Source organism: Nocardiopsis sp. JB363, assembly GCF_900143625.1.
Taxonomy (GTDB): Bacteria; Actinomycetota; Actinomycetes; order Streptosporangiales; family Streptosporangiaceae; genus Nocardiopsis.
Genome location: NZ_FRFF01000071.1, coordinates 26,153 through 48,986 on the forward strand (window position 1 = coordinate 26,153; position 22,834 = coordinate 48,986).

General features: G+C 69.2%; 20 protein-coding genes. 5 read left to right on the plus strand and 15 right to left on the minus strand.

Annotated elements, in window-relative coordinates; translation table 11 throughout:
• Positions 1 to 199: 199 nt before the first annotated feature.
• Positions 200 to 991, minus strand: a complete 792-nt coding sequence (locus BQ8420_RS10700) for a TetR/AcrR family transcriptional regulator (protein WP_087097903.1) — start codon at positions 989 to 991, stop codon at positions 200 to 202.
• Between the two features lie 151 nt (positions 992 to 1,142).
• Here BQ8420_RS10700 and BQ8420_RS10705 point away from each other — a divergent pair, with 151 nt between their 5' ends.
• A complete protein-coding gene (locus BQ8420_RS10705) occupies positions 1,143 to 3,404 on the plus strand; it encodes an MMPL family transporter (protein WP_087097905.1) in 2,262 nt (753 codons plus the stop codon).
• Positions 3,405 to 3,481: 77 nt separating this feature from the next.
• Here BQ8420_RS10705 and BQ8420_RS10710 read toward each other — a convergent pair whose 3' ends face one another.
• From BQ8420_RS10710 to BQ8420_RS10755, 10 genes are all read right to left on the minus strand, one after another.
• Complete coding sequence (locus BQ8420_RS10710; protein ID WP_087097907.1) at positions 3,482 to 4,243, minus strand: SDR family NAD(P)-dependent oxidoreductase; 762 nt, start codon at positions 4,241 to 4,243, stop codon at positions 3,482 to 3,484.
• A gap of 24 nt (positions 4,244 to 4,267) precedes the next feature.
• Positions 4,268 to 5,632, minus strand: coding sequence for an MFS transporter (locus BQ8420_RS10715; RefSeq protein ID WP_087097909.1), 1,365 nt, complete (start codon positions 5,630 to 5,632; stop codon positions 4,268 to 4,270).
• 110 nt (positions 5,633 to 5,742) lie between these two features.
• On the minus strand, positions 5,743 to 6,321 hold the full coding sequence (locus tag BQ8420_RS10720; protein ID WP_087097911.1) for a TetR/AcrR family transcriptional regulator: 579 nt from the start codon (positions 6,319 to 6,321) through the stop codon (positions 5,743 to 5,745).
• A gap of 202 nt (positions 6,322 to 6,523) precedes the next feature.
• Positions 6,524 to 7,003, minus strand: a complete 480-nt coding sequence (locus tag BQ8420_RS10725; protein ID WP_369825496.1) for a hypothetical protein — start codon at positions 7,001 to 7,003, stop codon at positions 6,524 to 6,526.
• Positions 7,004 to 7,176: 173 nt separating this feature from the next.
• A complete protein-coding gene (locus tag BQ8420_RS10730) occupies positions 7,177 to 9,270 on the minus strand; it encodes a 3-hydroxyacyl-CoA dehydrogenase NAD-binding domain-containing protein (protein WP_087097913.1) in 2,094 nt (697 codons plus the stop codon).
• A complete protein-coding gene (locus BQ8420_RS10735; protein WP_087097915.1) occupies positions 9,267 to 10,466 on the minus strand; it encodes an acetyl-CoA C-acyltransferase in 1,200 nt (399 codons plus the stop codon). The genes BQ8420_RS10730 and BQ8420_RS10735 overlap by 4 nt, the downstream gene beginning before the upstream one ends.
• A 279-nt stretch (positions 10,467 to 10,745) precedes the next feature.
• Positions 10,746 to 11,357: an FBP domain-containing protein gene (locus BQ8420_RS10740; RefSeq protein WP_235006057.1), complete on the minus strand. Its 612-nt coding sequence runs from the start codon at positions 11,355 to 11,357 to the stop codon at positions 10,746 to 10,748.
• Positions 11,358 to 11,458: 101 nt separating this feature from the next.
• The gene (locus BQ8420_RS10745) at positions 11,459 to 12,613 is read right to left on the minus strand and encodes a tetratricopeptide repeat protein (RefSeq protein WP_200815885.1); all 1,155 of its coding nucleotides are present in this window, start codon (positions 12,611 to 12,613) and stop codon (positions 11,459 to 11,461) included.
• A gap of 211 nt (positions 12,614 to 12,824) precedes the next feature.
• Positions 12,825 to 14,087, minus strand: coding sequence for a ribonuclease D (locus BQ8420_RS10750; protein ID WP_235006059.1), 1,263 nt, complete (start codon positions 14,085 to 14,087; stop codon positions 12,825 to 12,827).
• Positions 14,088 to 14,272: 185 nt separating this feature from the next.
• On the minus strand, positions 14,273 to 14,848 hold the full coding sequence (locus tag BQ8420_RS10755; protein WP_087097941.1) for a DUF3000 domain-containing protein: 576 nt from the start codon (positions 14,846 to 14,848) through the stop codon (positions 14,273 to 14,275).
• A 381-nt stretch (positions 14,849 to 15,229) separates the two neighbouring features.
• On the opposite strand from BQ8420_RS10755, the gene hemE reads away from it, so the two are divergent.
• On the plus strand, positions 15,230 to 16,198 hold the full coding sequence (gene hemE / locus BQ8420_RS10760; RefSeq protein ID WP_235006062.1) for a uroporphyrinogen decarboxylase: 969 nt from the start codon (positions 15,230 to 15,232) through the stop codon (positions 16,196 to 16,198).
• Positions 16,199 to 16,274: 76 nt separating this feature from the next.
• Here hemE and BQ8420_RS10765 read toward each other — a convergent pair whose 3' ends face one another.
• Positions 16,275 to 17,393, minus strand: a complete 1,119-nt coding sequence (locus BQ8420_RS10765; protein ID WP_235006061.1) for a DUF4349 domain-containing protein — start codon at positions 17,391 to 17,393, stop codon at positions 16,275 to 16,277.
• A 212-nt stretch (positions 17,394 to 17,605) separates the two neighbouring features.
• Between BQ8420_RS10765 and hemG the strand changes: the two genes are divergently transcribed.
• Both hemG and hemQ read left to right on the plus strand, forming a co-directional pair.
• Positions 17,606 to 19,084: a protoporphyrinogen oxidase gene (hemG, locus tag BQ8420_RS10770; RefSeq protein WP_200815886.1), complete on the plus strand. Its 1,479-nt coding sequence runs from the start codon at positions 17,606 to 17,608 to the stop codon at positions 19,082 to 19,084.
• Positions 19,081 to 19,791 carry a hydrogen peroxide-dependent heme synthase gene (gene hemQ, locus BQ8420_RS10775; RefSeq protein WP_087097923.1) on the plus strand — a complete coding sequence of 237 codons (711 nt, stop codon included), beginning with the start codon at positions 19,081 to 19,083 and terminating at the stop codon, positions 19,789 to 19,791. The genes hemG and hemQ overlap by 4 nt, the downstream gene beginning before the upstream one ends.
• 94 nt (positions 19,792 to 19,885) lie before the next feature.
• On the opposite strand, the gene pssA is transcribed toward hemQ, so the two are convergent.
• The 3 genes from pssA to msrB all read right to left on the minus strand — a co-directional run bounded on the left by pssA (position 19,886) and on the right by msrB (position 22,069).
• Entirely contained in the window at positions 19,886 to 20,704 is an 819-nt protein-coding gene (gene pssA, locus BQ8420_RS10780) for a CDP-diacylglycerol--serine O-phosphatidyltransferase (RefSeq protein ID WP_087097925.1), read from the minus strand.
• Positions 20,691 to 21,359 carry a phosphatidylserine decarboxylase gene (locus tag BQ8420_RS10785; protein ID WP_087097927.1) on the minus strand — a complete coding sequence of 223 codons (669 nt, stop codon included), beginning with the start codon at positions 21,357 to 21,359 and terminating at the stop codon, positions 20,691 to 20,693. The genes pssA and BQ8420_RS10785 overlap by 14 nt, the downstream gene beginning before the upstream one ends.
• 263 nt (positions 21,360 to 21,622) lie before the next feature.
• Positions 21,623 to 22,069 carry a peptide-methionine (R)-S-oxide reductase MsrB gene (msrB, locus tag BQ8420_RS10790; protein ID WP_087097929.1) on the minus strand — a complete coding sequence of 149 codons (447 nt, stop codon included), beginning with the start codon at positions 22,067 to 22,069 and terminating at the stop codon, positions 21,623 to 21,625.
• Positions 22,070 to 22,269: 200 nt separating this feature from the next.
• Here msrB and BQ8420_RS10795 point away from each other — a divergent pair, with 200 nt between their 5' ends.
• A complete protein-coding gene (locus tag BQ8420_RS10795) occupies positions 22,270 to 22,707 on the plus strand; it encodes a hypothetical protein (RefSeq protein ID WP_087097931.1) in 438 nt (145 codons plus the stop codon).
• The last annotated feature ends 127 nt before the right edge of the window (positions 22,708 to 22,834 follow it).

Here is a 22,834-nt window from a genome sequence, read left to right on the forward strand (position 1 = left end):
GCGCGCGGGACATCGGCTCCGGTCCCGGAGCGTCTCCGGGGTGGGTGCCGTGCCGGTCGGGCCGAGGGAGGTTCTCCCCGGGAGCCTCGTCTCCGGTTCGGTTTTCCACGGGGCCATCCTCGTCATCGCGCCGACAGGGAAAGGGCATGTCCGTTTCGTACCCACGAAACGGACAACTGCCCCAAGCCTCCAGTATGGGTCAACCGGCGGTGCCCGTGACGGGCCTCCCCATGTGCTCGACGGGGAGATACCGGACACCGAGGCCGGTCATCAGGTTCTGAAGCTCGGCCTCGAAGAAAGGTTCCATGTCGTTGACGGCGAATCCCAGGTGCTGGAACACCTCCATGCACACCACGCCGTAGATGCGGATCCAGCACCGGGTGAGCATCAGGGCCGCCCCTGTCTGCATGACGTGCGCGGACAACCCCACGGTGTCGGCGAAGGAACGCAGTTCGGCGGTGAGCTCGGGCCCGATCTCCTCGTCCGCGGGCAGCGGGATGTCCTTCTCCTGGAGCAGGCGATCGCACAGGGCGAAGAAGGTGGACGCGAAGCGCCTGGCCGCCTCCAGGGCGGGGGAGATGTCGGCCTCCGGGTCGAGTCGAGTGCTCGGCCCGAACATCACGGAGAACTCGGCGGGGTGGGTGATGGCCCAGGACCGCAGTGCTCGAAGCGCACTGTGCAGGCGCAGATCGGTGTCCTGGGGCGGGGCCGACGCGTCGGCGGCGGCGACGGTGTCGGCCAACTCCTCGAACATGTCGGCGGTGATCGCCACCAACAGTGCGTCGATGCCCGGCACGTAGCGGTACAGCCCCGGTGCGGTCATGCCCATCTCACGGGCGATGGCGCGCAGGGAGACCCCGGCGACACCGTGCTCCACGAGGTGTCGCCGCGCGATCGACTTGATCTCGGTGAGTGTGGCCTCGCGCACACGATCGCGACGACTGAGTACGGCCTCGGGTCGAGGCTCGCTCGTGACCGGCGGTTTCGTCATGTTCAGTGGTCCACCCCGTCTCGACGCCGGTTCGCCGGCGTCGCTCTGTTCACGTCGACGATATTGACATCGTAACGGGCGCACGCTTAAGTGAACACCGTTAGCAAACACTGTTAACGAACATGACTCATGTTCGCGCGGAGGGGCGGCAATGTCGACGAAAACGGGGTTCTTCGGCCGGCTGGGGCTCGGAGCCCACCGCGGGAGATGGTGGGTGATCGCCGTCACCGGCCTCTTCGCGGTGCTCTCCGTCGTCTGGGGTCTCGGGGTCTTCCAGGACGTCAGCGAGAGCGGCTTCGAGGATCCGGGATCGGAGTCCTCCCAGGCCATGGAGGTCCTCGAAGACGAACTGGGCCACGCCGACATCGACATCATCGCGATGTACCGCAGCGACGAGATCAAGGTCGACAACCCCACCTTCGCCCAAGCCGTGCAGCGCGTCTCGGACGGCCTGCCCGAGGACGTCGTCGCCGACCACGACCTCTACCTCGACGAGGACCTCGCCGATATCGAACGCGGCATGCTCGTGTCCGAGGACATGCACGCCACGTACATACCGATCACCCTCACCGGCCGGACCCACGAGGAACGACTCGACCAGTACGAGGAGGCGTCCGCCGCGCTTGAGGCCGGTCCCCTCGAAACCCACCTGGGCGGCCCCATCGCGGTCGAACACGAGCTCTCCGAGACCGCCGAGAGTGACATCGTCCGCGCCGAACTGTTCACCCTGCCCGTGCTGCTGCTCCTCCTGGTCGTGATCTTCGGCGGCCTCGTCGCGGGTTTGATGCCCCTCGCCGTCGGTGGCCTGGCCATCCTCGGTTCCCTCACCGTGCTGCGGGCCCTCACCCACGTCACGGAGGTCTCCGTCTTCGCCATCAACGTGGCCACCCTCCTCGGGCTGGGGCTGGCGATCGACTACGGCCTGTTCATGGTCAGCCGCTTCCGCGAGGAACTGAACAAGGGCCGCGACGTACGCGACGCCGTCCGGCGCACCGTGGACACCTCAGGGCGCACCGTCGCCTTCTCCGGCGTCACCGTCGGCATCGCCTTCGCCGGGCTGCTCTTCTTCCCCCAACCCATCCTGCAGTCCATCGGGTGGGGCGGGATCGCCGTCGTCGCCTTCGACCTCGTCGCGGCCCTCGTCTTCCTGCCCGCCCTGCTGTCCGTGGTGGGGCACCGGATCGACCGGATGAAGCTGCCGCTGCCGCGCCGCACCGTCACCGGGACCCTCGACGAGAACGCCGGGGCCTGGGCCCGTCTGGCCCGCACCATCATGCGCGGCCCCGCCGTCTCGCTGGTCGCGGTCGGCTGCGTCCTGGTCGCCTTCGGCTCCGGGCTGGCCTCGACCGACCTGGGCACCACCGACCAGCGCTACCTGCCCGCCGACGCCCACTCCCGGATCGCGACCGAGGCCATGGGGGAGGACTTCCCGGCCGGTCAGGTCGGCCGACTGCACGTGGTCGTGACGGGAGAGCCCACCGAGGAGGACCTCGACGAGTACGTCGACCGACTGGACGCCCTGCCGGGTTCGGTGCGCACCACAGTGGAACGTGCCGGAGAGGGCGTCGTCCACATCGAGGTGGGCTACCAGGGAGCCACCGACGCGCCCGAGGTCCAGGCACTCGTGGAGGACGTGCGCGCCGAACCGGCCCCGGAGGGCGCCGACGAGGCCCTGGTGGGCGGCGTGGCCGCCATGCAGTTGGACAACCTCGACGCCATCGTCGACAACGCGCCCACCACGATCGCGTTCATCGTCGGATCCACGCTGTTCCTGCTGTTCCTGGCCTTCGGGTCGATCGTGCTGCCGATCAAGGCGGTGCTCATGGGCGCGCTGTCCTTGAGCGCCTCACTGGGCGTGGTGATCTGGGGTTTCCAGGAAGGGCACTTCTCGGCCCTGCTGGGCTTCGAGGCGGTCGGCACCATCGACCCCACCTATCTGGTGCTGGTCACCATCGTGGCCTTCGGGCTGGCGATGGACTACGAGCTGTTCCTGCTCAGCCGGGTGCGTGAGGAGTACCTGCGCGGCGGCGACAACACCGCCTCGGTGGCGCTGGGCCTGCAACGCACCGGACGCATCATCACCAGCGCCGCCCTGCTGCTGGGTGTGGTCCTGCTGGCGATGGGGACCTCCGGCCTGCTCTTCCTGAAGGTCATCGGTGTGGGCCTGGCGATCGCGGTCCTGGTGGACGCCACCCTGGTGCGAGCGATCATGGTGCCCGCCACCATGCGCCTGCTCGGCGACTGGAACTGGTGGCTGCCCCGCCCGCTGCGTTGGCTGCACGACCGCATCGGTATCTCCGAGGGCGGCGACGACCAGGACGAGGCCCGCCCCTCCGTCAAGGAGGAGGGAACGGGGGGCAAGGGCGAGGGGCCGGAACACAAGGAGCGTGAACAGATCCCCGCGGGGATCTGACCGCATCCGGTCACCGGTCACCGGTCACCTCATGTTCGTGCCCGGCCCCGCCCCGGAGCCGGGCACACCTGTGTGGGCTATGCGCTGGCGCCGCCGTCGATGACCAGGTCGGACCCCACGGTGAAGCCCGCGTCGTCCGAGGCGAGCCACAGGACCGCGGAGACCACCTCGTTCAGGAAGGCGATCCGGCCGAGGGGGATGCTCGGCCCCAGGCGGGCGGTCCGCTCCTCATCGCTCTCGCCGGGTTGGCGCGACATGGGCGCGTCCACCGGGCCCGGGCTGACCGCGTTGATCCGCACCCCGTCAGCGATGTGGTCGCGCGCGGCGACCCTGGTCAGGGTGCTGAGACCGGCCTTGGAAGCGGCGTAAGCGGCCAGGTGGGGCAGGCGCAGATGGGCCCCGATGTTGGAACTGGTGTTGACGATGGCGCCACCCCCGTGCTCGCGCATGTGGGAGACCTCGTACTTGAGCGCCAGGAAGGTGCCGGTGAGGTTGGTCTCCAGCGTCCGACGCCACTCGTCGGGATCCATGTCCGCCACGGGCGCGGCCGGCCCGAAAGTCCCGGCGTTGTTGTGGGCCACGTGCAGTGCGCCATGGCGCCGTACGACGTTGGCGACCAGCTCCTCGACCTGTTCCTCTCGGGTGAGGTCGGTGACGAAGTGGTCGGCGGTGCCTCCGACCAAGCGGATTTGTTCGACGGTTCCGGCGAGGCGGTCCTTGTCGCGGCCGGCCGCGACCACGGTGGCACCCTCTCTGGCGAAGGCGAGTGCGGTGGCCCGGCCGATGCCGGAACCGGCCCCGATGACGAGGACTACGCGCTGGTGGAATCGGGAGGTCATGACTGGGCTCCTTGGAGGGTGCGTCTACTGGTCGGATGAGGTTTCCCGAAGGGGTGTCCGGGTGGTCCGGCGCAGGGTCAGTGCGGCGGGTGTCAGGAGGAGGAAGAGGAGCGCGGCGCCGGTCAGGGCGGGTCCGTAGCCGCCCGCCGCGGAGGCGAGCGCCACCAGGAGGGCGAAACCGACCGTGGGACCGACCTCCATGGCCGTGGTCGCCACGGCCGCCACCACGCCGGACAGACGGGCGGGGGAGTCGCGTGCGGCCAGGACGGTGGCCGAGGAGAAGACCAGCCCCACTCCGACCGGCATCACGACCAGACCCGCGAGCACCGTCGTGCCCAGCGGGGCCAGCAGAAGCAGCCCGGCGGCGCCGATGACGAGACCGGCGGTGAGAACGGGCCGCACGTCGTACCGAGAGACAAGGCGTCCGGCCAGGAGGCCGGTCGCGGTGAGCGCCAGACCGAACAGTAGGAACAGCGACGCCGTGGCCAGGGCGGACGCGCCCCGTTCGTCCTGGAAGTACAGGGACAGGAAGAAGAACCCGCCGGCCATGGCCGCCGACGCAAGCACGATGGAACCCAGGGCCACGGCACGTGGTCGAGTGGCCAGGAGTCCCAGTGGCACCAGCGGCTGCGAGGAACGGGCTTGGACGAGCACGAAAGCGACCAGGGACACCGCCCCGACCGCGAGAGCGACCGGCGCGACCTCGATGATGCCGTAACCGGTCGCGGTCAGCCCTGTGGTGCCCAGGACCGCGCCGGGTATGTCCAGGCGCCCGGCCCCGACGGGTGGCGGCGCGGGTACGAACCGGAAGGTGCCGACCAGGCAGAGGAGGGCCACTGCCACGAGGACGGCGAAAATCCCTCTCCAAGACTCGTTGTGGGCGAACAACCCGGAGAGCAGAGCGCCCAAGGTGGCCCCGGTCCCGGAGAGCACCCCCCACAGAGCCAAGGCACGGACACGCAAGGCGGGTTCGGTGACGACAGAGGAGACCAGCGCCATGGCGGCGGGTGAGGCCAACGCGGCCCCGACTCCCTGGGCGAACCGCGCCGCTACCAGGGTGTACGCGGTCGGCGCCACGGCGCAGCCCGCGGACGCCACTGCGAACAGTACGAGTCCGGTCACCAGGAGGAGGCGGCCTCCGTACAGGTCGGCGAGACGACCGCCGAGCAGGAGCAGTCCCGCGAACGAGACCCCATAGGCGCTGGTGACCAGGGCGAGTTCGCTGTTCGTGAGGCCGAGTGCCAGCCGAACCTGCGGCAGGGCCACGACGAGCACCGTGATCCCGGCGATGAGCGTGACCTGAACCGTTCCCAGGAGGGCGAAGGCAATGCGGGGAGTGGAGGAGCGTTGTTCCCCGGCCGAAGCGGGTGGGGGCGGGAGATGAGACAAGGGGCGATCCCTCTTTTGAGAATGATCATTCTTGAATTTGAACAGAAGTCGCCCCCATGCCTGGGGCCCGGTCCCGGGCGTGTGCGGGGGTGGAGCGTGAGTTCGAGGGGCTAGCTCAGGAGGGTCAGTATCTCCGTGGCCGCGTCGCGCAGGCGGGCGGGGTCATCACTGCTCTTGCCGACGACCCGCATCCCTTGGAGGGTCACGAGTAGCAGGCGCGCCAGTGCGCGGGGGTCGCGGCCCTGCGATAGCTCACCCTGGGCGCGGGCTCTGGTGAGTGCAGAGAACAGGGCCGTCTCCACAAGGCTCCAGTTGGCCTCGACCCGGCGTGCCAGGACGGTGTCGTGCGGGGACAGTTCCACGGCCGTGTTCACCACGAGGCAGCCGCGACGGTCGGAGTCGGTCGCCGACTCCTCCGCGTACCTGGTCAGCAGCGACCGGATCACCGGCAGCACGGGGCCGGGTTGGGAGAGTTCGCCGACGAAGTCGACCCCCTCTTCCAGATAGCGGTCGTACGCCCGTACATAGAGCGCGTGCTTGTCGCCGAAGGTGCTGTACAGGCCGGCCCGGCTCACGCCCACGTGCGCCACCAGGTCGGCCATGGACGTGGCCTCATAGCCCTTGCGCCAGAAAAGTTCCATCGCGCGGAGTAGTGCGGTGTCCGGATCGAACTCCTTGGTTCTCGCCATGGTGGAGAGGCTATCTCTTTCGAGAACGATCGGTCAAGAAAGAAGGAGTGGGGTTACCTGAGTGATGATGGTGACGGGGCATCCCCTCAGCCCCGAGCAGCAACGCCAAGAGTAACGCGGAGGGTCGGCTGAAGAATGTCCACCGCCCACCCTCCTGGCCGCTCTCGGCAAGGGAACGACCTGGCGCCCCGGACGCGGGGATTCACTCGTCGAAGAGCTCGTCGATGTGGGTGATGGGACCACCGAAGACCTTGTCGGCCCAGGCTTCGATCTGCCCCGGGTCGGTGCAGTCGAGAATGCGTTGGCGTGCCTGCTCCGCGACCTCGACCCCGTCGCGTTCCAGCACACGGAGGAGTGTCCTCGCCGCGCCCTTCGCTTCGCCCTTCGCCTCGCCCTCGGCCTTGAGGCTTTCAGTCCAGGCGCTCGTGTATTCGTACGTGTCCGTCATCATCAGCTCCTCCAGAGCCCTCTGGCCGTTGCTGTCGGTGAGCAGGTGCAGAGCGTATCCAACATACTTCGTCGCCATTTCCTGGTCGATCGAATCCAGACCCTTGTGGAGAGCCCGGATCACGTCAGGGTCGGCCGGCCCATGCGCCGCAGCGGACAAAACGCCCAAAGTCGGGAAACGTCCGACCTCTGTCGGATCGGTGATCGCCGGAATGCGATCGGGGCCCAAGACCACGGGCTTGAGGGTGAAACCCGGAGGTCCGAGAGTTGCTTATGGGTATGTGCGAGTAATGCGAATGTGGGGATAAGTCGTTTTGGGAATGGTTCAAGAATAATGCCATGAAAGACATGGAACGGGCCCGGTCTCCGTGTGGAGACCGGGCCCGTTCGGGCACTGCTGGTGAGACCTCAGACGGCCTGCGGGGCGCCCTCGTGGAAGGGCTTGCCGTTGACCGCGGTGGACACGCCGACCTTGTCCAGGTACGGGGTGATGCCACCGGTGTGGAAGGGCCAACCGGCGCCCGTGATCAGGCACAGGTCGATGTCGGCGGCCTCGGCCACCACGCCCTCGTCCAGCATGATCTGGATCTCCTTGGCCAGGGCGCGCAGGGCCCGGTCCAGGATCTCCGGCTCCTCGGACGGGTTCTCGCCGCCCTTGAGGAGCTCCTTCACCTCGGTGTCGATGGTGAAGTCCGGAGCGAAGATCTCCGACTTGCCGGCCTCGACCACGGCCTTCAGCTGCGGGGAGACCGCGAAGCGCTCGGGGAACGCTCCGTTGAGGGTCTCCGCGACGTGCAGACCGACGGCCGGGCCGACCAGCTGCAGCAGCATCAGCGGCGACATCGGCAGACCCAGCGGAGCGACCGCGCGGTCGGCGATCTCGGGCTCGGTGCCCTCGCCCACGGCCGCCAGAACCTCGCCCATGAACAGGGTGAGCAGGCGGTTGACGACGAACGCCGGGGCGTCCTTGCACAGCACCGACGTCTTCTTCAGCTTCTTGGAGACGGCGAAGGCCGTGGCCAGGGAAGCGTCGTCGGTCTTCTCGCCGCGGACGATCTCCAGCAGCGGGAGGACGGCGACCGGGTTGAAGAAGTGGAAGCCCACGACCCGCTCGGGGTGTTCGAGCTCGGACGCCATCTCGGTGATCGAGAGCGAGGAGGTGTTGGTGGCCAGAATCGCCTCGGGGGAGACCACGGCCTCGACCTCGGCGAAGACCTGCTTCTTGATCTCCATCTTCTCGAAGACGGCCTCGATGACGAAGTCGGCGTCCGAGAAGGCGTCCTTGGTCAGCGAACCGGTGACCAGGGCCTTGAGGTGGTTGGCCTTGTCCTGGTTGACGCGCCCCTTCTTCAGGAGCTTGTCGACCTCGCCGTGGACGTAGGCCACGCCCTTGTCCAAGCGGTCCTGGTCCAGGTCGGTCATGACGACCGGAACGTCCAGGCGGCGGGCGAACAGCAGGGCCAGCTGGCCGGCCATCAGACCGGCGCCGACGACACCGACCTTGGTGACCTTGCGCGCCAGCGACTTGTCCGGGGCGCCGGCGGGACGCTTGGCGCGCTTCTGGACCAGGTCGAAGGCGTACAGGCCGGCCTTGAGCTCGGGGCTCATGATGAGGTCGGCGAGCGCCTGGTCCTCGGCCGCGAAGCCCTCGTCACGAGTGGCGGTCTTGGCGGCGGCGACCAGCTCGACGGCGCGGGCCGGGGCCGGGGCGGCGCCGTGCAGCTTGCCCTCGACGACGAAACGGCTCATGTTGACCGCGTTGTCCCAGGCCTCGCCCTTGTCGACCTCGGGGCGCTCCACCTGGACGTCGCCCTTGAGGACCCGGGCGGCCCAGCGCAGGGACTCCTCGACGAAGTCGGCGGGCTCGAAGATCGCGTCGGCGATGCCCATCTCGAAGACCTGCTTGCCCTTGATGACCTTGTTCTGGGCGAGCGGGTTGTCGATGATGATCTTGAGGGCCTTCTCGGCACCGATCAGGTTGGGCAGCAGGTAGGTGCCGCCCCAGCCCGGGACGAGTCCGAGGAAGGTCTCGGGCAGGGAGAAGGCCGGTACGCCGGAGGAGATGGTGCGGTAGGTGCAGTGCAGGCCCACCTCGACGCCGCCGCCCATGGCCGCGCCGTTGATCAGCGCGAAGGTCGGTACGTCCAGCTCACCGAGCTTGCGGAACACGTCGTGCCCGAGCTTGCCGATGGCCTTGGCCTGCTCCAGGGTCTGGATCGCGGGGACACCGGTGAGGTCGGCGCCGACGGCGAAGATGAACTGCTTGCCGGTGACGGCGACCGCGACGATGTCGGTGCGCGCCTTGGCGGCCTCGATCGCGGCGTCCAGGCTGAGCAGACCGCCGGGGCCGAAGGTGTTCGGCTTGGTGTGGTCGTGCCCGTTGTCCAGGGTGATCAGGACGGCCTTGCCGGCCCCGTAGGGGAGCTCGATGTCACGGGAGAGCGCCTTGGTGACGATCTCGTCCTTGAACAGTTTCCGGGATTCTTCGATCGCGGTGCTCACTTGCCCCCCTCGTAGTTGGTGTTCTCCCAAAGGATGGTCCCGCCCATGCCCAGGCCCACGCACATGGTGGTGATGCCGTAACGGACGTCGGGGCGCTCGGCGAACTGGCGCGCGAGCTGCATCATCAGGCGCACACCGGAGGAGGCCAGCGGGTGACCGAGGGCGATGGCGCCGCCCCACGGGTTGACGCGGGCGTCGTCGTCGGCGACGCCGAAGTGTTCGAGGAAGGCCAGCACCTGGACGGCGAAGGCCTCGTTGATCTCGATGAGACCGATGTCGTCGATCGAGATGCCCCGGCGGGCGAACAGCTTCTCGGTGGCGGGGACGGGGCCCACGCCCATGACCTCGGGCTCGACACCGGCGAAGGAGAAGTCGACCATGCGCATCTTGGCGTCCAGGCCCAGCTCCTCGGCGACGTCCTCGGCCATCATGAGGGCACCGGTGGCACCGTCGTTGAGGCCGGCGGCGTTGCCGGGCGTCACGTTGCCGTGCGCGCGGAACGGGGTCTTGAGGGCGGCCAGCGTCTCCATGGTGGTGCCGGGGCGCGGCGGCTCGTCCTCGGTGGCCAGGCCGAAGCCCTTCTCCGCGGAGCGGACCAGCATCTCGACCAGGTCGTCCTGGATCTTGCCGTCGGCGTAGGCCTTGGCGACCTTCTCCTGGCTGCGCACCGCGTAGGCGTCGGCGCGCTCCTTGGTGATGGACGGGTACCGGTCGTGCAGGTTCTCGGCGGTGTTGCCCATGACCAGCGCGGACGGGTCGACCAGCTTCTCGGAGATGATGCGGGGGTTGGGGTCGACGCCCTCGCCCATGGGGTGGCGGCCCATGTGCTCGACACCACCGGCGATCACGACGTCGTAGGCACCGAAGGAGATGCCCGCTCCGGAGGTCGTGACGGCGGTGAGCGCGCCGGCGCACATGCGGTCGATGGAGTAGCCGGGGACGCTGCGGGGCAGACCGGCCAGCAGGGCGGCGGTACGGCCGAGGGTCAGGCCCTGGTCACCGATCTGGGTGGTGGCGGCGATGGCGACCTCGTCGACGCGCTCCGGGGGGAGGCCCGGGTTGCGGCGCATCAGTTCGCGGATGACGCGGACGACGAGGTCGTCGGCGCGCGTCTCCGCGTAGAGGCCCTTGCCTGATTTGCCGAACGGGGTGCGGACCCCGTCGACGAACACGACTTCGCGGGCGGTTCGCGGCACGATGGCCCCTCCTTCTTCAAGCGATGGGGTGGACTGTTGAGGTCATGCTACTCGCCAGTAACAAATAGTGCGAGCAGCGGGGCGGGTCATTCCGGAAGTAAGGAGAGCGCCCGACCCCCGGTGTTCGTGGGCGCAATGGACAACGCGGTGCGAGGAGCGTGGATTCCGTCCTCCGACACCAAGCCTGGAGTGTGCGCGGCCGATCCCGACCTCGAACACGCCGCGTCGCTCGGACCTACCGGTCGGAGTCCCGTCCCGGGTGGGAGAACCCGCCCGATCTCAGCCCTGCCCGTCGAGGAAGCGGGATACGAAACGGTCGACGTTGAGGCGCAGGCGCTGGATCCGTTCCTCCCGGCCGATCGTCTCCGCGGGCTGGATCAACGAGGACTCCCGCTTGCCCCGCGCGTACAGCGAGCAGGCCAGGTCGGCGCACACGTACAGCCCCACGGTGTCGCCCTGCCTGCCGGCCTTGCCGGGTTTGGGGGCACTGAACAGGCGCACGCCACCGGCCGGGTGCACGGTCACGCAGAACGAGCACGTCATCGACTTGGAGAAGTCGGTCTTGCGGCCACTGTTGGGCAGACGCAGGGCGACCCCGATCGGGTGCTCGCCGGCGTCGATCACGAGATAGGCGCGGTTGGGCGCCTTCGGGTCGACCCACCCCAGGAAGTCCGTGTCCTCCCAGCCCAGGACGGGCATGGTCGGCGGATAGTGCATGCGCTTGGTCTCGCCCTTGGGGCAGTTGACGAACGAGGAGCGGATCTCCCCGTCGCTGAGTTCGAGCATGGCGTTCTCCGGTCGTTCGATGCGGTCGACGGGTATGGCGTGGTCGATGGGGGCGACCAACGGATACTGCCGGCCAGGCTCCGGGCACGCGAGTGGTTTTCGCACGTGGCGCCCCGGGTCCGGCCCGTCGCACCGAGAACACCGAGGGCCGGGGACCCCGAAGGATCCCCGGCCCCGTGTGCCTGTCGGTGTGCGACTGTCGGTGCTCAGAGCAGAGCGTTGGCGTCGCGGTGACGTCCCGCCGCGTTGTAGGCCCCGGCCAGGTCACGGCGCAGACGCACCGTCAACCGGCGCACCTCCGGGTCACCGGAGGAGTTGAGCGCCACCCGGTAGGCCTCGCGCAGCACCTCGACGGCATGGTCGGGGCGGCCCGCCTGTGTGTGGGAGCGACCCAGTCGGTGGTGCACGGCCAGCGTGTCCAGGTGGCCCTTGCCCAGCCGGCGCCTGCGGGCGGCCAGCACCATGCGCAGCTGGGTGACGGCCTCCTCGTAGCGGCCGGCCATGCTCTGCGCGGCGCTCAGACCCAGACGCAGCTCCTCACGGCGCTTGGTGGAGGCGACGTCCTCGATGGCCCGCTCGTAGTGGGCCACGGCGGCGTCCACCCGACCACTGCGCCGGTAGCACGCGGCCAGGCGCATACGCGCCTCCACCGTGTCCTCGTCGGCCGGGCCGAACTGGCTCTCGCGCTGGCTGAGCAGGGTCTCCCACTGACCGGCGGCGTCGGCGGGACGACCGGCGTCCTCGTACGCCCAGGCCAGGTTCTCCCGGATGATCTCGCTGCGCGGGTGCTCCTCGTCGTAGACCGCGACGGCCTCGGCCAACGCCAGCTCGAACTGCTGCACGGCTGCCTGACGCCGCCCCATCTGTGCGTACTTGGTCGCGAGGTTGTTGCGGGCGGTGATGGTGTCGGGGTGCTCGGTGCCGAGTCGCTCCACCAGTGACTGCAGGGTGCGCTCCAGGCTCGCGGCGCGCATCCCGGCGGTGGGAACGCCCGGACCGGAGCCCGAGCTCTTCACGGAGGCCGCCCTCGTCGTGGGGGCGATGTCCTTCCGACCGGTGTCCTGCACGGAGGTCGTTCCCGCGCCGGACCCGGCAGGCAGCTCGGGTCGTTCGGGCCGCTCGGGAAGTGCGGACCGTTCGGGCCGCCTGGGCAGCGCGGCGGCCAAGGCCTTGACGGGCGCGATGACGGCCGTCGCCGAGATCTGCTCGGGCACCGGGGTCGAACGAACCTCGGAGTCCGCGGCACGTTCCTCGGGATGCTCCGTGCGGTCCGTGGAAGTGGGCTGGACGGCCTTGGTCGGCTGGACCTCGGCAGAACGCGTCAACCCGGCCCTGTGCAGCAACACACGCCAGAACGACAAGCGGACTCACCACATTTCCCTGATCACGTACCGGGACCTTGTGGGTCCACGGTCCGATACACACCCAACGAACAGATAACGATCCCCTGACGATCCGGGGCACGCTTCTATAACTTAATCGGACACCGGGCTACGGAACAGGCATGAACCGCCCTTGAGGGGTGGTGACTTCCCTCACGTTAGGGTTCGATGCGCCCCGATGGGGGAATCGCTACGCCTTTTCCGCTTCGCGCAGTGCGTCGGTCAGAGCCTCCGCCGTCAGCCCGACTTGCCAGTTCCGAGCCCCGCGCGAGCGCAGGAACTCACCCACCGAGTCCGGGTCCACGGTCTCCGGGGGTGCCCACGCCAACCTTCTGACGCTGTCCGGCAGCAGGAGGTTCTCCGTCGGCATCACCACTTCCTCCGCGATCCTCGTCACGGTGGAGCGGACCGTGTCGAGGCGTCGGGCGGCGTCGGGCGCGCGATCGGCCCACCGGTTCACCGGGGGCGGCCCGTCCCCCGGGGCGTTGGGGCGTGGAAGGTCGGCCTGGGCCATGTCCCGCGTCCGGTTGATCGCCTTGATCCAAGTGTTCAGGTAGCGCCTGGCGAGCTTGATGCCGAACTGGCGGATCTTGGTCAGTTCGGGGGTGGTGCGCGGCATGGCCGTCGCGGCCTCCACGATCGCCGCGTCGGGAAGCACCCGACCCGGGGAGGTGTCGCGTTCCTGGGCGATGCGGTCGCGCTCGTACCAGAGCTCGCGCACCGCGGCGAGGGAACGCTGGTTGCGGACCTTGTGGATACCGGAGGTGCGCCGCCAGGGGTCGGGGCGCGGTTCCTTGGGCGGTGCGGCCAGGACCGAGTCGAACTCCTCCCGGGCCCACTCCAGTTTTCCGGTCTCCTCCAGTTCGCTCTCCAGGCTGTCCCGAAGCTCGATGAGGATCTCCACGTCCAGCGCGGCGTACCGCAGCCAGTCCTCGGGGAGCGGTCGCTGCGACCAGTCCACCGCGGAGTGTTCCTTGGCCAGACGCAGGTTCAGCAGCCGCTCCACCATGAACCCCAGGCCGACCCGCTGGTACCCGAGCAGCCGCCCGGCCAGTTCGGTGTCGAACAACCGGGAGGGGCGCAGGTTCACCTCGGTCAGACACGGCAGGTCCTGGTGGGCGGCGTGCAGCACCACCTCGGCCTCGTCCATCGCGGAGTCGATCTCGCTCAGGTCGGGACAGGCGATCGGATCGATCAAGGCCGAACCGGAGCCCTCACGGCGCAACTGGACCAGGTAGGCGCGCTGGCCGTATCGGTAACCGGAGGCACGCTCGGCGTCCACCGCGACGGGACCGGAACCGGCGCGGAGCGCCGCGACCACACCCGCGAGGGAATCGGCGTCCGCCGTGATCTCGGGCAGGCCCTCGCGTGGTTCCCGCAGCAGAGGCGCCCTCTCCGATTCGTCGTTGTCGGTTTCGCGGGAGTCTGTCTTGGAGTTCAACGCGTTCGCCACACCACTACGGTATGCGCTGTGACTACCGGACGCGGATATGAAGCGTCCCGTGGCGGCCGTGGAACTGTGCCGGCTTCGTGTTCGAGGGGTCTTCCTCGAAGGTGGCCGTACGGTGACCCGGCCACGCCGTTCGTGGGCTGTGAACAGGGAGAACGCCGGTGGTGCGGGGTGCCTCCGAAGGGCGGTCAGGGGCGTGAACGTTGGCGGGCGATGTCGGTGACGTCCAAGGGCGGCAAACCGGAAGCGGAGGCCAACAGAGCCAGCCACGCGTTCACATGGGGCGCCAGATCGTTCGCCTCGGGGGTCCACGAGGCGCGCATCTCGACCTCGGTGTTCGCGCCCTCGTGCGCTTTGGTGCCGAACCCCTCCGTCGTGGCCCGAGTGACCGTCCCGCTCAACGTGTGATGCGTGGCCTCGCTGACCTCCAGGGCGTCGGTGAGCCAGCTCCAGGCCACCGGACCGAGTAGGGGATCGGTGGCGATCTCCGACTCCAGTTCGGAGTTGGCCTGGCACACGACCCGGAAGGGTCCGGGCCAATCGCGGGTGTTCTCGGGGTCGTACAGGACGATCAGGCGTCCCCAGGCGATCTCCTCGTCCTGGACGGTGACCTCGGCCGAGACGGCGGCGGAGTGCGGCGCCAACCGCTGAGGCGAGGGGATCTCCCGGACGGCGATCTCGGGGCGCAGCAGAGGGGACCGCAGGGCCTCGACCGCTCGCCGGAACGTGTCTTGTGCGTTCTCGGCGTTACCGACATCGGGCATGGTGAAAACGTCAGCCTTCATATTGTGGTGATCACGTCCTGGCGGGGTCTTCGGGACGTGTCCCGCCGATGGTGTGATGGTGGGCACTGGTCGACGGTGGCACGAGTCACCGGTGGGGGGTCGCAGATCCCCCGGCGTGTCGGGGTTTCGTGATGATCTTGGGACCGCGAACACGCCAACCGCGCCGGTTCACGACCGAATCCGATTCGGTGCCCGTCGGGTTTCCGGTCCCGCCGACGGAGGGTGTGGCCGGCCTCCCCTCGTCCTACCCGGTGATCCGAGTGGGACCATCGCCACGGGCATGGCACGATTCAAGGTGTGACGCTTCAAGACTCTCCATTCCTTCGTGCCTGCCGGCGCCTTCCTGTGTCCCACACCCCGGTGTGGTACATGCGCCAGGCCGGGCGTTCCCTGCCCGAATACCGACAGGTCCGGGGCGACGTGCCGATGCTGGAGTCGTGCACGCGCCCGGACATGGTCACCGAGATCACGATGCAGCCGGTGCGCCGGTACGACGTCGACGCCGCGATCTTCTTCAGCGACATCGTCGTCCCGCTCAAGGCCATCGGCATCGACCTCGACATCAAGCCCGGGGTCGGCCCCGTGGTCGAGGACCCGATCCGCGGCGCCGGTGACATCAAGCGACTGCGCGACATCGAACCCGATGACGTCCACTACATCACCGAGGCCGTGGACCAGATCGTCGGCGAGCTCGGCGACAAGCCGCTCGTCGGGTTCGCCGGTGCGCCGTTCACGTTGGCCTCCTACCTCATCGAGGGCGGGCCCTCCAAGAACCACGAGCACACCAAGGCGCTCATGTACGGCGAGCCGGAGCTGTGGGACGAGCTCATGCGCCGTCTGGCCTCCATCTCGCTCGGCTTCCTGCGTACCCAGATCGAGGCGGGGGCCAGCGCGGTCCAGCTGTTCGACTCCTGGGTCGGCGCGCTGAGCGCCGAGGACTACCGCGCCTTGGTGATGCCCTACACCTCCTGGATCTTCGGCCAGCTCAGCGAGTACGAGGTGCCGCGTATCCACTTCGGTGTGGGCACCGGCGAGCTCCTCGGTCTGCTCGGCGAATCCGGCGCCGACGTGGTGGGCGTGGACTGGCGGGTACCGCTGGACAAGGCCGCCCAGCGGGTCCAGCCGGGCCTCGCCCTCCAGGGCAACCTGGACCCGGCGACCCTGTTCGCCCCTTGGGAGGTGGTCGCCGACCGTACGCGCGACATCCTCTCCCGTGGACGCGCCGCCGAGGGCCACATCTTCAACCTGGGTCACGGCGTGCTGCCGACCACCGACCCGACCATGCTCGAACGCCTCACCGCGTTCGTGCACGAGGAGACCGCGCACTAGCAGCGGTTCGATCGTTCTCACGCCGACGCCCGGCTCCTGTTCACGGAGCCGGGCGTCGGCGTGTTCGGGGGCGAGGTCAGGAACCCGATCGGCCGTCGGGGCCCTCCTCACCGGCTTCCGAGACGTCGTCGGGCCTCTCGACGCCCTCGACGCCCTCGGAGTTCGGCCGGTCCTCGGGCACGTACCCGGGCTCGTCGGTGGTGCCCTCGCCCGAGCGTCCGCCCGTCGTGGAGGGTGTCCCGGCGGGTACGGGCGCCCGGTGTCGACGGGGACGCACCCGACCGAACCGGCGTCCGCTCCGGCCGCCCGCGTTCGGGTTCTCCTGCCGGCGACGACGCCACCGCCACAGCGGCCAGGCTCCGATCACCGCCACGACCAGGGCGAACGGCGCCAGCCAGCCCACGAGCACGGACAGGCCTTCACCCAGCGACAACAGTGCGCGCCAGCCGCGTTCCAGCCCACCCAGGAAGCCGATCGACTCGTCGTCGGACCGCTCCTCCAGGTAGGTGGCGGGCGGTCGCAGCGTCAGGTGCACCGTCGAGTACGAGGTCTGGTTCCGCAACGTCTCCAACCGGGCCTGGAACGACTCCAGGTCCGCTTGACGGTCCTGGATCTCCCGCTCCACCCGGAGCAGGTCGTCGACGTCCTCGGCCTCCTCCAGGTAGCCGCGCAGCGACTCCAGAGCGGTCTCGGAGGATTCGATGCGGCTCTCGACGTCGGCGATCTCCTCGGTGACGTCCTCCACGGAGCGTTCGATGTCGGAGCGGTCGCCGAGCTCAGCCAGGGCGGTGAGCGTTCCCTCGTACTCACCGTTGGGGATGCGCAGGGTCAGCTCCCCCTCGGGGGTGCCGTCAGCGGGCGTGGACAGCTGTTCGGAGGCGACGTACCCGTCCGTGTCCCGGGTCAGCTCCTTGGCGGCGTCGGAGGCCTCGGCCACGTCCTGCACCCGCACGGTCATGTGCGCGGTGTGGATGAGCTGCCGGTCGTCGATCTCCACGTCGGAGCCGACCGAGTCGACGGACTCGGACTCACCACCGTCCTGCTCGGCCGCCTCGGGGGCCTCGGCGTCGGCGTTCTCGGGCGCGGTGAGATCCCGGGAATCGGGGGCCGAACTCCCGGAGGCCTCGGAGTCCGCCTGTTGTGGGGAAGCGCCGCAGGCGGTCAGTAACAGTGCGCCCAGGACGGCGGAGGCCATCAGCGTGACGACGCGCCCTGGACCCGAAGGCGTTGAAGTGTCCATACCTGTTCGACGTGACGGAACCGGGTCGCGTTCTGCTCATCCGGTAACGGCGGGACAACGGGTCGGACGCCCCTCGATCACGGGTCATCGGGGCACGTCCGTCCGGCCGACGTCCCGTAGGGGCGAGGCGGGACGCTGTGACGCACGGCATCTGGAAGGCTGGAGACATGCCTGAAGCACCGCATGTCGTCGTGGTCGGGGGCGGGGTCTCCGGACTGACCGCCGCGTACCGTCTCAACGCCCGGGGGATCACCACCACCGTGCTGGAGGCCGCGGACGTTCCGGGGGGCAAGCTGCGCGCCTCGCCGGTGGCGGGCGTGTCCGTCGACGCCGGGGCCGAGGCGGTGCTCGCCCGCAGACCCGAGGCCGTGGAGCTGTTCTCCGAGCTCGGACTGGACGACCGGATCGTCCACCCGGGCCCCGGTTCGGCCGCCGTCTACAGTCGAGGGCGCATCCGCTCCCTGCCCAAGGGGCAGCTCATGGGCGTGCCCGGCGACCTGCGGGCCCTGGCCCGCAGCGGGGTGCTGTCCCCGGCCGGGACCGCGCGGGCCGCGCTGGACCTGGTCTGGCCGAGCACCCCGGTGCGCTCGGACGTACCGGTGGCGACCTACGTGGGTACCCGTATGGGGCGCCAGGTGGTGGAACGACTGGTCGAACCCCTGCTCGGCGGTGTGTACGCGGGCCGGGCCGAGGAGCTCTCCCTCGACTCCACGCTGCCGCAGATCGCGCCGATGGCCCGGTCGGACCGTTCGCTGATGCGGGCGGTGCACGGCAGCTTGAAGGGGCGGGGCTCGGCGCCCACCAAGGCCGGCCCGGTCTTCGCCTCCCTGCGAGGAGGGGTCGCGTCCGTCGTGGACGCCCTGACCGCCCGCCAGAAGGACCTGCGCACCGGGACCCGAGTCCAGGCCCTCGCCCGCACCTCGCAAGGCTGGAGCGTGCGACTGGAGAGCGCGCAGGGGGTCGAGGAGATCGCCTGCGACGCGGTGCTGCTCGCCTGCCCGGCCGCCGAGGCCGCCAGGCTCCTCGCCGACACCGCGCCCACCGCCGCCCGTGAACTGCGCGGAGTCGACTACGCGAGCATGGCCCTGGTGACCTTCGCCCTGCCCGCCTCCGCCTTCCCCGAGCCCCTGACCGGCACCGGATTCCTGGTTCCGGCGGGGGAGGGGACGACCATCAAGGCCGCGACCTTCTCCAGCAACAAGTGGCCTTGGATCGCCCAGGAGCTGGATAGGGTCGAACCGGGCGCGGACCTGGTCGTTCTACGATGCTCCATCGGCCGTTTCCGAGAGGCGTCCGTCCTGGACCGCTCCGACGAGGAACTGGCCGCCGCCGCCCTCACCGACCTGACGAAGGTGACCGGGATGAGGGGCGCACCCGTCGAGACGCGCGTGACCCGCTGGACCGACGGTCTACCGCAGTACGGGGTCGGCCACGCCGGTCGGGTGGAGCGGATCCGCGCGGACGTGGAGGGCCGCACCGGACTCGGCGTGTGCGGAGCCGCCTACGGGGGAGTGGGCATCCCCGCCTGTGTCGCCGACGCCGGCCGCGAGGCCGCGCGTCTGGCCGACACGCTCATCGACCACAGCCACACCAGCCGCGGCGCCCGAAGCGCCGAGGGAACGAACGAGCAAGGAGTCAACCCGTGACAGGCCGGCAGAACGAGTCGATCACGCAGGACGGGACCGACCTCAACCAAATCATCCGCTACACCATGTGGTCGGTCTTCAAGGTCGACAGCCTGGAGGGTGTGGACCGCGACGCCGCCGCGGAGGAGCTCCAAGCGCTCCTCGACAAGGCCGCCGAACAGGGCGTCACCACGCGCGGCAGCTACGACGTGCAGGGCTATCGCGCCGACGCCGACATCATGTTCTGGTGGATCGCCGACACCTCCGACCAGGCGCAGGACATCTACTCCGACTTCCGGCGCACCCGGATCGGCCGTGCCTCCACCCCGGTGTGGTCGGTCATGGGCCTGCACCGCCCCGCCGAGTTCAACCGCGGCCACGTGCCGGCCTTCATGGCCGGTGAGGAGCCGCGCGACAACATCTGCGTCTACCCGTTCGTGCGCTCCTACGAGTGGTACCTGCTCCCCGACGACGAGCGTCGCGCCATGCTCGCCGAGCACGGCCGTATGGCCGCCCCGTACCCGGACGTGCGGGCCAACACGGTCTCCTCGTTCGGCCTCAACGACTACGAGTGGCTGCTCGCCTTCGAGGCCGACGAGATGCACCGCATCGTGGACCTGATGCGCACCCTGCGCGGTGCCAAGGCCCGCCTGCACACCCGTGAGGAGATCCCCTTCTACAGCGGCCGTCGCAAGAGCGCGGCCGAGCTGGTCGCCTCCCTGCCGTAACCGGACACGGGTCCACGCGCGAAAGAAGAGGGACCCCGCCACTCCACCGGAGTCGCGGGGTCCCTCTCGCGTTCGCGTGCCTGTTCGACCGTGTCTATTCGACGGGGGTGCTCTCACCCCGGGGCGTGGTGGCGCCCCGCCGGGTGGCGATCACGTAGAACGGGATGGTGATGATGAAGGCCAACACCATGGCGCTCATCAGGTAGATGAGCACGTCACCGGCGGGCAGACCGAGGCCCCAGGCGACCATGAGGACCACGCCGCCCGCGAGCAGCCCCAGTACCACGTAGGCCTTGCGACCTTTGGGTTTGGGGTACTCCATGCGGCTCACCATCAGCCAGGCCACCAGCAGCGTCGCGGCCACGCCGACCAGGGCCGGAGGGTCCAACAGGACGATCGTCACCACGGCCATCGCCCCGAACGGGCACGGCAGACCGGTGAAGTAGTCGGCCCCGGGGGTCTGGCAGGAGAAGCGGGCCAGCCGCACGATCACCGCGAGCAGTACGGCGCTCGCGCCGGCCAAGGGCCACATCGCGCCTTCGGTGGTGATGGTGCCCCACACGAGGAAGAAGAACGCCGGGGCGACACCGAAGCTGATCACGTCCGCGAGGTTGTCCAGTTCCGCGCCCATGCCGCTGCCGCCCCACTTACGGGCGACACGGCCGTCGAGCACGTCCAAGGCGGCCGCCACCATCATCAGGCCCACCACGGTGGCCAACGCGGCCTTGGGCAGCGGGCCGACCGCGCCGGCGGCCAGATGGGCGCTCTGCGCGGTGGCCAGGGCCCATACGGCCAGGAAACCGCACAGGGCGTTGCCCAGGGTCAGGTAGTCGGCGACTCCCAGGCGGAGCCTGGGCGCCTCCTCCGGGGCCTCACCGGTCTCCGGCGCACTCGTGGTGTCAGCCGGCGTCAAGACGGGTTTCCCCGGCGCGGACCTTCTGGCCGATCTCCACCGCCGGGGCGACCCCGGACGGAAGGTAGACGTCGACGCGTGACCCGAACCGGATGAGGCCGATCCTCTCGCCTTGTTCGACCTTCTGCCCCGCAGCGAGATACGGGATGATACGCCTGACCATCGCGCCGGCGATTTGAACGACCGTGATCTCACCGATCTCGGTTTCAAGGGTCCAGATGACGCGTTCATTACGCTCGCTGTCCTTGTCGAAGGCGGGCCGGAATCCCCCGGGGCGATGCTCGACGCCGGTCACGACTCCGGCAAGGGGGGCACGATTGACGTGCACGTTGAGGGGGTTCATGAAGACCGCGACCCGCGTACGCCCGTCGGGCCGGGGGTCGATGCTCTGGACGACGCCGTCGGCCGCGGACAGCACACGCCCGGTGGCCGGGCCGCGGTCCGGGTCGCGGAAGAACCAGGTCATCCCCGCCGCGAGGGCGATCACGGGCAGGGCGGCCAGGGTTCGTGCCCTGGAACCCCGTGCGGCCAGGGCCGCGGCACCCGCGGCACCCAACGCCGGTACCAACCAAGGGGCCGAACCCTGGGCCATGCCCATGCGAGGTCGGGCCGGGGGACGTGGGGAGACGGAGGAGGAAGGTGAGTCGTCGGTCATCGGGCGCTTTCGTCGCGGGTCGGTCGGTTCGCCCGCACATCGGTCACCGCTGTGAGGGTCGGGCCCCGTACGGGTGGCGGGGCGATGCGCGGTCACCGGGTGAGGTATCCCCGCCGTGCGCGCGGCTTCCGTTCGACCAGGGGGTCGATCGTCGGTGCGCTGGTGAGAATATCCCTGATCCCACGGGGGCGGGAATCGGTGAGGTGCCGGGTACCCCGCCATGGCCGTGGCCACGGGATACCCGGCGAACCGAAAAGATAAGCCTACTCCGTGGCCTCTAGGGACAGCGCTACGGAGTTGATGCAGTACCTGGCGTCGGTGGGGGTGTCGTACCCCTCGCCGCGGAAGACGTGACCCAGGTGGGAGCGGCAGGTGGCGCACCGCACCTCGGTCCGGGCCATGCCGAGGGATCCGTCCTCGTGCAGGGTCACGGCTTCGGAGTCGGCCGGATCGAAGAAGCTCGGCCAACCGCAGTTGGAGTCGAACTTCTCGTCCGAGCGGAACAGTTCGGTCCCGCATCCCCGGCAACGGTAGACGCCCGTGGTCTTGGTGTCGACATAGGTGCCGGTCCAGGGGCGCTCGGTACCCGCCTCACGGAGTACCGCGTACTCCATGGGGTCCAGGCGCTCGCGCCACCCCTGTTCGTTCGTGGGCAGGTCCTGTGCGGCTCCGGCGTTGGAACGCGGTGCCTGGTCCGATGCGTCAGCCATGGTGATGACGCTACCCGGAAACGGGCCTCGATGCCGACCGGGCGCTGAACCAGACAGAAACGGATGATCACCTCGGGGGTAGGTAAATCATCCTTAGGGCCACATGCACCTATCTTCACCCCTTCGCGACGTTCGGTAATGATCTTGGCGGGTACGGGCTCAAGAGGGGTTAGTGGTCGAGGTGCACTGAGGCAGGTGGCATGGCTGTTACAGCTCAACAGGCACTCGGAGTCAGTCGGCGACCACTGCGCGTTGGAAGGATTCGCTACGGGCTGTGGCGGCTGGACCAGGTGACGATGGGGGCCCGCACACGGGCTCGCGTCGTCACCGACGGTACGGCCACCGTGGGCCGGGAACTGCGCTGGGCGACCGAGCTCAGCGTCCGCTCCACATTGGCGGGGATCGAACACGCGCGTCCCGAACCCTGGAGTGACCGAGGGCTGACCTGGCTCTTCGGCATGATCGCCGTCGCCGCGGTCGCGGTGGCGGTCCTCCTGGGAGCGGGTATGGCGCAGTGGGCGATGACTTCGTCCGACGCCATGCTGTTCGCCGCGGCGGGGGCCTTGGCGGTAGGACTGGTGTTCCTACCGCTGGCGTTCCTGGTCTTCGCTTCCAAGCGACAGCGTCGCCGACGCTAGAGGCACGAGTGGTGACCGGAAGAACCAACGGGTGTGCATGACGATGGAGGGGCCTCACGGTGAGGCCCCTCCAGTGTGTTCATGGGCGGTGCCGGGGGTCGGGGCACCACAGGGGCTGACTCTTATA

Bases quoted from the DNA above. Each gene is read 5' to 3' on its own strand.
- BQ8420_RS10795 (WP_087097931.1), top strand. From the start codon at position 22,270: ATGGCTGTTACAGCTCAACAGGCACTCGGAGTCAGTCGGCGACCACTG.
- BQ8420_RS10755 (WP_087097941.1), bottom strand. From the start codon at position 14,848: ATGCCCGATGTCGGTAACGCCGAGAACGCACAAGACACGTTCCGGCGA.
- BQ8420_RS10720 (WP_087097911.1), bottom strand. From the start codon at position 6,321: ATGGCGAGAACCAAGGAGTTCGATCCGGACACCGCACTACTCCGCGCG.
- BQ8420_RS10705 (WP_087097905.1), top strand. From the start codon at position 1,143: ATGTCGACGAAAACGGGGTTCTTCGGCCGGCTGGGGCTCGGAGCCCAC.
- hemG (WP_200815886.1), top strand. From the start codon at position 17,606: ATGCCTGAAGCACCGCATGTCGTCGTGGTCGGGGGCGGGGTCTCCGGA.
- BQ8420_RS10765 (WP_235006061.1), bottom strand. From the start codon at position 17,393: ATGGCCTCCGCCGTCCTGGGCGCACTGTTACTGACCGCCTGCGGCGCT.
- BQ8420_RS10785 (WP_087097927.1), bottom strand. From the start codon at position 21,359: ATGACCGACGACTCACCTTCCTCCTCCGTCTCCCCACGTCCCCCGGCC.
- BQ8420_RS10710 (WP_087097907.1), bottom strand. From the start codon at position 4,243: ATGACCTCCCGATTCCACCAGCGCGTAGTCCTCGTCATCGGGGCCGGT.
- BQ8420_RS10700 (WP_087097903.1), bottom strand. From the start codon at position 991: ATGACGAAACCGCCGGTCACGAGCGAGCCTCGACCCGAGGCCGTACTC.
- msrB (WP_087097929.1), bottom strand. From the start codon at position 22,069: ATGGCTGACGCATCGGACCAGGCACCGCGTTCCAACGCCGGAGCCGCA.